The sequence below is a fragment of the Thermococcus sp. genome (assembly GCF_015523185.1).
Taxonomy (GTDB): domain Archaea; phylum Methanobacteriota_B; class Thermococci; order Thermococcales; family Thermococcaceae; genus Thermococcus.
The window spans coordinates 1-8,278 of record NZ_WAKV01000025.1; the positions used below are offsets into that span (position 1 = coordinate 1).

At 49.3% G+C, this 8,278-nt stretch carries 11 protein-coding genes and 1 pseudogene; 7 read left to right on the top strand and 5 right to left on the bottom strand.

The genetic code is table 11. The features are described from left to right. Positions 1-1,083 (top strand): annotated as a pseudogene (locus F7B33_RS02950) (peptide transporter); the annotation flags it as partial. Between the two features lie 75 nt (positions 1,084-1,158). Here the strand turns inward: F7B33_RS02950 and F7B33_RS02955 are convergent. Next, positions 1,159-1,440: a ubiquitin-like small modifier protein 1 gene (locus F7B33_RS02955; RefSeq protein WP_297066260.1), complete on the bottom strand. Its 282-nt coding sequence runs from the start codon at positions 1,438-1,440 to the stop codon at positions 1,159-1,161. Positions 1,441-1,515: 75 nt separating this feature from the next. Here F7B33_RS02955 and F7B33_RS02960 point away from each other — a divergent pair, with 75 nt between their 5' ends. Next, positions 1,516-2,259: a hypothetical protein gene (locus F7B33_RS02960; protein WP_297066228.1), complete on the top strand. Its 744-nt coding sequence runs from the start codon at positions 1,516-1,518 to the stop codon at positions 2,257-2,259. Here F7B33_RS02960 and F7B33_RS02965 read toward each other — a convergent pair. Beyond that, positions 2,225-2,896, bottom strand: a complete 672-nt coding sequence (locus tag F7B33_RS02965) for an adenylate kinase (protein ID WP_297066231.1) — start codon at positions 2,894-2,896, stop codon at positions 2,225-2,227. The two genes, F7B33_RS02960 and F7B33_RS02965, sit on opposite strands and share 35 nt — an antisense overlap. Positions 2,897-2,953: 57 nt before the next feature. Between F7B33_RS02965 and F7B33_RS02970 the strand changes: the two genes are divergently transcribed. Next, positions 2,954-3,400, top strand: coding sequence for a single- stranded DNA-binding family protein (locus tag F7B33_RS02970; RefSeq protein ID WP_297066262.1), 447 nt, complete (start codon positions 2,954-2,956; stop codon positions 3,398-3,400). Here the strand turns inward: F7B33_RS02970 and trmY are convergent. Next, the gene (gene trmY, locus F7B33_RS02975; RefSeq protein WP_297073013.1) at positions 3,384-3,992 is read right to left on the bottom strand and encodes a tRNA (pseudouridine(54)-N(1))-methyltransferase TrmY; all 609 of its coding nucleotides are present in this window, start codon (positions 3,990-3,992) and stop codon (positions 3,384-3,386) included. The genes F7B33_RS02970 and trmY overlap by 17 nt on opposite strands. A gap of 1 nt (position 3,993) precedes the next feature. Further along, complete coding sequence (locus F7B33_RS02980; RefSeq protein ID WP_297066237.1) at positions 3,994-4,377, bottom strand: DUF2095 family protein; 384 nt, start codon at positions 4,375-4,377, stop codon at positions 3,994-3,996. 58 nt (positions 4,378-4,435) lie between these two features. On the opposite strand from F7B33_RS02980, the gene F7B33_RS02985 reads away from it, so the two are divergent. The 3 genes from F7B33_RS02985 (at position 4,436) to F7B33_RS02995 (ending at position 6,937) form a co-directional block, all read left to right on the top strand. Continuing rightward, the gene (locus F7B33_RS02985) at positions 4,436-4,858 is read left to right on the top strand and encodes a DUF123 domain-containing protein (protein ID WP_297066240.1); all 423 of its coding nucleotides are present in this window, start codon (positions 4,436-4,438) and stop codon (positions 4,856-4,858) included. Between the two features lie 15 nt (positions 4,859-4,873). Continuing rightward, a complete protein-coding gene (locus tag F7B33_RS02990) occupies positions 4,874-5,632 on the top strand; it encodes a geranylgeranylglyceryl/heptaprenylglyceryl phosphate synthase (RefSeq protein ID WP_297066242.1) in 759 nt (252 codons plus the stop codon). A 114-nt stretch (positions 5,633-5,746) separates the two neighbouring features. Continuing rightward, positions 5,747-6,937, top strand: a complete 1,191-nt coding sequence (locus F7B33_RS02995) for a magnesium transporter (RefSeq protein WP_297066245.1) — start codon at positions 5,747-5,749, stop codon at positions 6,935-6,937. 18 nt (positions 6,938-6,955) lie between these two features. Here F7B33_RS02995 and F7B33_RS03000 read toward each other — a convergent pair whose 3' ends face one another. Then, a complete protein-coding gene (locus F7B33_RS03000) occupies positions 6,956-7,189 on the bottom strand; it encodes a hypothetical protein (protein ID WP_297066265.1) in 234 nt (77 codons plus the stop codon). Between the two features lie 150 nt (positions 7,190-7,339). Between F7B33_RS03000 and F7B33_RS03005 the strand changes: the two genes are divergently transcribed. Continuing rightward, positions 7,340-8,185 (top strand): M55 family metallopeptidase, encoded by an 846-nt coding sequence (locus F7B33_RS03005; RefSeq protein WP_297073014.1) that lies wholly within the window; start codon positions 7,340-7,342, stop codon positions 8,183-8,185. Positions 8,186-8,278: the final 93 nt, after the last annotated feature.

Sequence of the window (8,278 nt, forward strand, 5' to 3'; positions counted from 1 at the left end):
ACAAAGAGCATTTATGTCAAGGTGGGAGAGAACCAGTATCTCAAACCAGAGATGACGGTCGACCTTATAAATGGGCACTCCTACAAGACCAGCGGAGGCGCCTCGCCTTACGTTCTCTACATAGTCCCATACAGAACGTCCGACAACAAGGTTTACCCCGTGGGAATACTCGCCTACAAGAAGGTAGCCTTCAGTGACTACGTCAGATTGGCACTCCACCTTCCGTACTCAATTAATGAGTGGGACGCCCAGAAGCTCTTCGCCAACTTCAAGCTGGTTTACACTGCCTACAATGGTTACCTGAAGAAGCAGGGAATTTATGACCCAAGCGTCAGGGTTTATGAGTTCACACCCTTCGCGATATACAGGATGGACTTCCTCCAGAACGGAACGTGGAAGCCCTTCTACAGCACGATGGCGGGAGGTAAACTCCCCCTCGGAAACCAGACGCTCAGGCTCTGGATTTCGGCCTTTGGTAGAGATGTTAAGAACGGCACCATTGTCTTTGAGGCCTACAACGGAACCAAGCTTATCGAGAGGGAAGTAGTAGCGAGAAACGTTTACATTAACCACCTCAACGAGACACCAGTGGAGGTTCACCTCTATGTTCCAAACGCTACTAAGTACCGCTTCATCCTCATCCAGGACGGCCCGGTCGGGGTCACTAACGGCCCAGTTTACGTTAACGGAGAGCTGGCGAACCCGAGCTGGGTCATTGCTCCTGGCCAGAGCGGAACCATAAAGCTCACGGAGGCTTTCGATAAGGATTACAGCAACGTTGAGTTCACCCTTAGGGGGGTCATTTACTACTACATTGCTCCAAACGGCACAGATATATACAAGCCAGACTTCTACCTCGAACCTCATATGGACATCATCGGCTACATCCCGGTAAAGACGATATCAAGCGTTAAGAAGGGAGACAACGTGATTACAGGAAAGGCCAGCGTTCCCGCGGACTTTATTGACAACTACATCAAAGAGCTCAAGAAGAGGTACGGTGACAAAGTAGTCATTGTAAGCAAGAGAATTGAGCCGATATTTATTGCCAAGAAGACCTACGTCCTGTGGGAGGGAAGCTGACGCCTCCCGTCCTTATGTTTCTCCTTTTAAGTCGTCCTTTTCCCCTTTCTGCAATGATGAAAAGAGAACTGCCCTTTAGCCACCTCCTGCGGGTGGGAATATGTGAACCTCGTCGTCCTCTTTGAGCTCGGTATCGAGACCTTTTAGATGGAGGATGTTGTGGCCATTCACAAGAATCATCCCATCTATTGGTTTGTTCGGACCGACACGCGGACTTTCAAGGAGCTCCTTCTTAATTTGCGGTGTGTAATGCTCCGCCAGGTAGTCTATGAGTTCTCGAACCGTTTTCACACTGTGAACTTCAATCTCCTTCCTTCCGATGAGCTCCCGGAATGTAGCGTAGAACCTAACCTTCATTGTGAACACCAGAAGTTTATAAGAGTGGAAAACATTAAAGTCTTTTTGGAAGAATTAAAAGAAGAGGTGTTATAAGTGCTTATCGTTGAGCCACCCGGGTATTATCCCATCATAGATAAACTTTTTGCCGGAAGATTGGAAGAGGCATTGGAACCATTTGGGATAAAGATACAAGAAATGAGGGTTAAAGTTACTCCTAAAGAACAGACTATTTTTCTTAATTTTACTTTAAGAATAAAAAGGGATACTGGTATTACAATAATGTCTATAGAGACCATAATAGAAGGACTTGTTGAAAAGCTCTGTACTGAAGCAACATCTACTTTTGGAAAACTTTACAACGTTAAATTTGCAGTGGGGAACATTTCTGTCGTGGAATTAGAGAGCGAAAAAAGAACAACTCCCCACTATTCCCTAGTTGTTGATGCCCCCGAAGAGTTGAAATCAATCGCGGAGCGAATAGGAAAAGGTCTTATAATAAAACTCAAGGAAATTGAGATTCCAGTATCGGCACTTACACTGTCCATCGATAATATAAACAGAAAAATCGACGTTGTTATAAAGGTTATGAGAGAGTTGGACCAATACGAAAAGGAAAAATTGAAAGAGTTAATCTCTGAGAAAACAAAAACATACATGAAGATTCTCCTTAAAGACTATCCCCCTAACGTTAATGTAAAGATACTTGACCCCAAGGATAGGGCCCTAGCAATTGTCATGGGAAGGATGGAGGACATGATACGAGAAGCTGAAGAGCTCGCAGGAATGAAAGAGATACAGATGCTTATGGATATCTTAGGTAAGTCTTCCTCGCCCTGATGTAGTCTAGCAACGGCTGAATCCTTTTCCACACTTCTTCCACGCTTCCATTTCCCTCAACCCTTACGTATATCCCCTTGTTGCGGTAGAATTTTATTATTGGCTCCATGTTCTTTGTGTAAATCCTATACCTCCTCTCGACAACTTCCGGTCGGTCATCTTCCCTCTGAATTAACTTCGAGCCGCAGACATCGCAGATTCCGGGCTTTTTGGGCGGGTTGTACTTGATGTGATACACCGCCCCGCAGTTCGGGCAGATTCTCCTACCGCTTATCCGCTTAATGCTCGCCTCAAGGTCTATAAAAATCTCCATCGCGAGGTCGAGCCTTATCCCGTGGTCGTAAAGATAGCTCTCCAAGGCCAGAACCTGCTCAGGGGTTCTCGGATAGCCGTCAAGGATGAAGTTCTCCCTCTGGCGTCTCAGTTTTGATATTATCAATGTATTGACTATCGTGTCTGGAATTAGCTCGCCCCTGCTCAGGTAAGCTTCCATCTCTTTTCCGATCGGTGTTTTCCTCTCTATTTCCCCCCTTATCAGGTCGCCGGAGGAGATATACGTCAGACCATAGCGCTCGACAATCCTGTGGGAGTGCGTTGACTTCCCGCTTCCAGGTGGGCCGAAAATTAGAATGTTCACCGCACACCACCAATAAGCATTTATGCACAGAAGTTGAATAAACTTTTGGTGGTGGCAATGAGGCTGAGCACCGGCTACGTTCGGGCGAGCGGCTACGCCCACAAGGTCAGACGCGTTCTTTTTGCCCTAGCGAGGAAGATGGTCGAGCCTAAGGAGATTATACGGGCCTCAGGAGAGCTCAACCAGAGAATTTTCGAGGAGTTCCAGAGACTCGGGGTCTCCAAGGAAGACGTCGTTAGGATTACCGTAGAGTTCGAGGTTAAAGACGGCACGATAGTCTGGGACTACGATAGCCTGAAAATTGAAGTCTACAGGAAAAGCGAGGAGGAAAAACTTGCAAAAGCCATGGAGGAAGTTGAGGAACGCGAGAAAGAACTTGAGGAGAAGATTAAAGCCCTTGAAGAGGTTGCCCTGAACATTAAAAAGCTCAGCGATGAGCTGATTGAGAGGATAGAAGAGCTCAAGCAGGAGCACACCTCGCTAAAGCTCAGGGAGGAGGAGTGAGGGAATCCAGAAAGATGTTGACGTACGCAACGACGTGCGAGGCCAAATAACTCCTTTTTCCAACGCTTACTTTTTCCGCGATTCCCTCAAGAAAAGCCTCGTCCTCTCTACCGAGTCCCTCATGGTCGCCAAGGACGAAGGCAACGTTCTTCCTAAAGGGAACTCTCTCTATCGGTTTTCCCTCCTCGTGAAGGTAATAGAGGGCCGAGTTTTTGAGCGTTAGTCGAACAACGTCCTCAAAAGTCCGATTGCTCACGTACAGACCGGGATAAACTTCAAGCTCTTTACCCGGTTCTCTAAGGCTTTCACCAACTTTAAGGGCCTTCATTATGAGCTTCGCCGTGCTCCTCTCATCCGGGTTCAAGCGGACCTTGAGCTCGGGCCCCTCGAAGCGTATTGCCTTTGGAGGGTTTGGCGGGCCGTAAAGGAGAAGCCAGACGCGCACGTTCTTTCTGAAGCCGTGGGAGAGAAGAAAAGCCGAGTTGAGAAACCTGCAGAGGACGTCTATCCTCCCGCTCGTACCGGGCAAATCGCTAAGCTTGAAGTCTGGCTTTGTCCGGGCCCTGTTTGCCTTTATTATGAAGGTTCTCACCTCAGCCCCTCCCGTGTCTCTCGTACCATCCCCACTCCTTTTTCGGGCCGAATGCTCTCACGCCCTTTTTGGTGAGGGTTACCCTCAGCTCCTTCGCAATCTCGGGGGTTATCTCTCCCCTTGCCTCCATCCAGTTTATTATCTCAAGGGCCTCCTCATCGGTCTCGCATCTACGAAGGAAGTCTATGACAGTTGGCTCGTAACCTGAAAAGTTTCTGGGCTCGGCCTCCCTCTCGCCTTCCTCCTCGTCCATTCTGAAGGCATCTATGGGTATTCCTTCGCCTTCCAGCTCTCTCGCCAAAGCTGGAAAGCGTCTCTCAAACTCCTCTCTGTCGTACTCCTGCCATGCAAAATCATCAACGGGTTTCTTCTTCCTGCCGTCCATATCCACACCGATTGTCGTTGGCAGGTGAGCTTATAAACTCAACCCCCAATGGGAAAACATGAAGGGCTCGTATTTTCTAGTCATAAAGCTCGACGAAGAAAAAACCATCAGGACAAAAGGGAAAACCTTTGAGCTTTTGCCGGGCTACTACGTTTACGTGGGTTCTGCCATGAACTCACTCGAAAAGAGGGTCAGAAGGCACTTCTCGAGAGAAAAGAAATTGCACTGGCACATCGACTACCTTTTAAAGGAGGCCAGGCTTTTGAGGGCTTACCTGATTCCAAGCGAGGAAAGGCTTGAGGAAACGCTCTCCATCGAGGTCTCGAAGCACGGAAAACCCGTCCCTGGCTTCGGTGCCGGCGACGTTAAGGTCGCCACAAACCTCTATCACTTCGATGAAGAGCCAGACGGGGTCCTCATTGATATCCTCAAAAACCTCGGCCTGAGCTGGAAAACCGTTAAAAGTGTGAGAGAAATGTAGTTAGGGGGTGTAAGAATGCTCAAGATGGGAAGGGTCGAACGCTACATCCATGACAGGCTCAGAGAAGGAAAACTTCACTTCGTTCTGCTGGATCCCGACGATGTTTCACCTGAGACAGCTGGAAAGATAGCCGGAATGAGCGAGGAAATAGGGGTTGATGCTATTATGGTCGGTGGTTCCATCGGAGCAGAGGGAGAAGTTCTTGACGATGTTGTTAAGGCAATAAAAGAGAACTCAACCCTTCCGGTAATACTCTTCCCGGGTTCCCACGGGGGGATAAGCAGGTATGCAGATGCTATATTTTTCATGAGCCTCCTCAACTCAAGAAACCCCTTCTTCATAACCGGTGCCCAGGCTTTGGGCGCTTTCCAGGTGAAGCGGTATGGAATAGAGCCCATTCCAATGGCGTACCTCATAATCGAGCCCGGGGAAACCGTCGGCTGGGTCGGAGATGCCAAGCCAATCCCGAGACACAAACCGAAGATAGCGGCCGCTTACGCTCTTGCCGGCCAGTATATGGGAATGAGGCTCGTTTACCTTGAGGCCGGAAGTGGGGCAGAAAAGCCCGTCCCACCCGAGATGATTTCCCTTGTGAAAAAGGTCATAGACGTGCCCCTCATAGTTGGCGGGGGCATAAGGACTGGGGAGCAGGCGAGAAGAGCCGTTGAGGCCGGTGCCGATATAGTCGTTACGGGAACGGCCATAGAAAAGGCTGGCTCCCTTGGAAAGGCTCAGAAAAAGCTTAAAGAGCTCAACAGGGGAATCAAAGGTTAGTTTTTAGCTTCCGTGGTTGAACCACAACTTTTTTATAAGTTTTTGGTCAGCTAAATCGTCAGTATCCCAGAGAAGCCAGAAATGGGAGGGTGACTGCAGTGGGAGGTGGAGACGATGACGGTGGTAAAGAGTGCAATAGGAACCTCAAGAACGCTCAGGGGCAAGCTCAGGGACGCGTTTCTACTCTCGTTTCCGGCCCTGTTCTTGTGCCTGATATTTGACTTTGTGGGCGGTGCTGTTCTCGGTAAGAACTGGGATACCATAATGAGCTACTTCCCGATTCTCGTCTTCATAATGCCCGGCCTTATGGATTTGCGCGGAAACATCTTCTCTGCTCTGGCATCCCGTTTCACAACAAAGCTGAATCTTGGCCTTATTGAGAGCGTCAGGGACCCGGAGGTAACGACGCAGATAGTTATGGCGATTCTGAGTAGCAAGATACCCCTGATAGTGCTCTGGGTAGTCGGCCTGTTCCTTGTCCATAACATCGTTCAGGACGTTATAGTTTTGCTTATGGTAATTGCCTCTGCAATCTTCATTGGTGTCATTCTCGGCTATGGGACGGCCCTCATTACAATAATCCCTTTCAAGAAGGGTTATGACCCGGATTTGATAGCCGCACCGCTGATAAGCTCGATTGCAGACTTAATAACAATGCCGACGATGGTCTATTTTGCACTGCTCTACCTCCATCACGAGGATGCTTTCTACACACTGTCATTTACAATGCTGGCTATTCTCATCGCGCTGACCTTTAAGGCCAAATTCCAGAAGGAACACAAGAGGGCCTTCGGAGAGCTCGCCGCTATAATCGGGGCAATGGCCCTCATCGAGACTGTAACAGGCGGGCTCCTCGTTAAATACGAGAGGATAATCAACACGGTGATAATTGTCAGCGTCATGTGGCCGAGTGTGAACGACAGTATGGGCAACTTTGGTTCGATAATAGCCGCGAAGGTGTCAACAAAAATACACCTAGAGGGTGTAGGGGCCGTTAAGAGCCGGGAAACCCTCTACGATTTCATATCTCTCTTGATTCTGGCCCCAATAATAGGCTACTTAACGAACCTAATCTCGATGTGGGTAGTTGTCCATTACATCCACAGGCCGGCAAGAATCCTCTGGAACTTCGTCCTCGGATTTCCCTTTGTAATCATGGTTGCCATGCTAATCGGTTTGGTGGTTGCAATACTTGCCGACAAATACAACTGGGACCCCGACAACGTGGCCATTCCTGTGGTTACGACCCTCAGCGACGTCATAGGGACGATGTTCCTCGTCTGGGTGGCACTGAGCTCGGCATGAAGCGGATATAAAATAGAATCAAGCCTCGGAAAGAATCCTGAAGGACACCTTTCCGTTTTTTACAACCCTCTTAAGTTCCCCAATTAGGTCCTTACCACCAACGAGCTCCATCCTGACCTCGGACATGCCTGTTGCATCGGGCGGGAGGAAGTGGATGTCCCTAACCCTGCCGGAAATTTTGGATAAAAGATGGCCTAATACATCTCCCCTCTTACGATAGGGGAGTTTAATGTTAACTTCAAGTATCTGCATGCCTATCACCGTTTTATTCTTTAAAAGAAGTCCTATAAAACCTTTTTCATGAGCGGGAATTATTGGTCTTCGCCGGATATATTCCTGGGAGTTATCAGAGCCTCGGTGGGTTTTTATCCTGACACCTCCGACGTATTCCCGGTGATTGCCATGAGGGCCTTCATTTCCCTCGACCTCGAGGGTCTTCCCCATATTGTTAGCAGAGAGCACCTCTTCGTGAAGGGTGCCCTCTACGCTGAGGCCAGAAAGATAGCGACGGAAGTCGTGAAAGTCGTCGCCGAAACCCTGCACCATGAAGCGGGAGTTGAAGAGGTAGTTATAGCCGACAGCCACGGCCCGATGGTTAATGTTCTTGTGGAGGACACACCTAGCTACGTTAAAGTTGTGAGGGGATTTCCAAGACCACTAAGTATGGTCGCTGGAGCCAAGGGCTCAGATTTTGCGATTTTTCTCGGTTACCATGCCAAGGCCGGAAGCGGAAAAGCCACCTTCGACCACACCTACAGCAGTGCCTCGATTGATAAACTGGAGATAAACGGAATTGAGGTGAGTGAGACGCTTCTCAATGCCTACCTCCTCGGCGAATGGGACGTTCCCGTTGCAATGGTAGCTGGAGACAAGAGCCTAATCGAGACCGACGTTAAAGAACACCTTCCCTGGGCCGTTGGGATTGTCCTGAAGGAAAGCTTCGGCAGGTACTCCGCAATCAGCCCGGGAATGGAGAAGATACAAGAGCTCCTCCGTGAGGGAACGGTTGAGGCCTTCGAACGCTTTAAACGGGAAGAGCTCAAACCCCTCAAAACAGAAACGCCTGTTGAAGTCAAGCTACGCTTCCTCAACAGCACTTATGCAGAGACAGCCGAGCTGTTGCCCTTCGTTGAGAGGCTCAATGGAAAGACAGTTCGCTTTAGTGCTAAGAGCGTTGAAGAAGCCTACAGAACCATCGAGGTTCTGATATTTGCCTCTGCTGGTGTTAGCTCGATAGTGAACCGCTAACGATTTAAGCCCAAACGGTAAATCCCCAACGCCCCCGGGAAACCGCGGGGGATGAGCGTCTCGGCGAGCCGTGAGTCCCCTTCGCTCCCCGGG

Excerpts from the sequence above, each read along its gene's own strand:
- F7B33_RS02955 (WP_297066260.1), bottom strand. The coding sequence starts at position 1,440 with ATGAAGGTTAGGTTCTACGCTACATTCCGGGAGCTCATCGGAAGGAAG.
- F7B33_RS02970 (WP_297066262.1), top strand. The coding sequence starts at position 2,954 with ATGAGGCTGAGCACCGGCTACGTTCGGGCGAGCGGCTACGCCCACAAG.
- F7B33_RS02980 (WP_297066237.1), bottom strand. The coding sequence starts at position 4,377 with ATGGACGGCAGGAAGAAGAAACCCGTTGATGATTTTGCATGGCAGGAG.
- F7B33_RS02985 (WP_297066240.1), top strand. The coding sequence starts at position 4,436 with ATGAAGGGCTCGTATTTTCTAGTCATAAAGCTCGACGAAGAAAAAACC.
- F7B33_RS02990 (WP_297066242.1), top strand. The coding sequence starts at position 4,874 with ATGCTCAAGATGGGAAGGGTCGAACGCTACATCCATGACAGGCTCAGA.
- F7B33_RS02995 (WP_297066245.1), top strand. The coding sequence starts at position 5,747 with ATGACGGTGGTAAAGAGTGCAATAGGAACCTCAAGAACGCTCAGGGGC.
- F7B33_RS03000 (WP_297066265.1), bottom strand. The coding sequence starts at position 7,189 with ATGCAGATACTTGAAGTTAACATTAAACTCCCCTATCGTAAGAGGGGA.
- F7B33_RS03005 (WP_297073014.1), top strand. The coding sequence starts at position 7,340 with ATGAGGGCCTTCATTTCCCTCGACCTCGAGGGTCTTCCCCATATTGTT.